Below are 243 nucleotides of genomic sequence, written 5' to 3' on the forward strand. Positions count from 1 at the left end.
CCACGGGGAGCCCGCTTTTTCATTTTCGGGGAGGCGGGCCGGCGTCGCGCCGCGTGAGTCGGACCCGCCAACGTGCGCTGGCCCGTCGTGCGCTCACGCGCCTTCGCGGCAATCGGTCAGGCCGTCTTCGGCCCGAACATGATCACCAGCATGCCGGCCAGGCAAAGCCCGACGCCGACATAATCGCTGACGCTGGGCCGCACGCCATCGACCGCCCACAGCCATAGCAGCGCCATGCCGATG

Annotated in this window: 1 pseudogene; it reads right to left on the minus strand. The window is 69.5% G+C overall.

What is annotated here, in order from left to right:
- Positions 1-116: 116 nt before the first annotated feature.
- A pseudogene (locus SB771_RS36500) lies at positions 117-243 on the minus strand (hypothetical protein); the annotation flags it as partial.

The sequence above is a fragment of the Burkholderia sp. SIMBA_051 genome, from assembly GCF_046534915.1.
Lineage (GTDB): Bacteria > Pseudomonadota > Gammaproteobacteria > Burkholderiales > Burkholderiaceae > Burkholderia > Burkholderia ambifaria.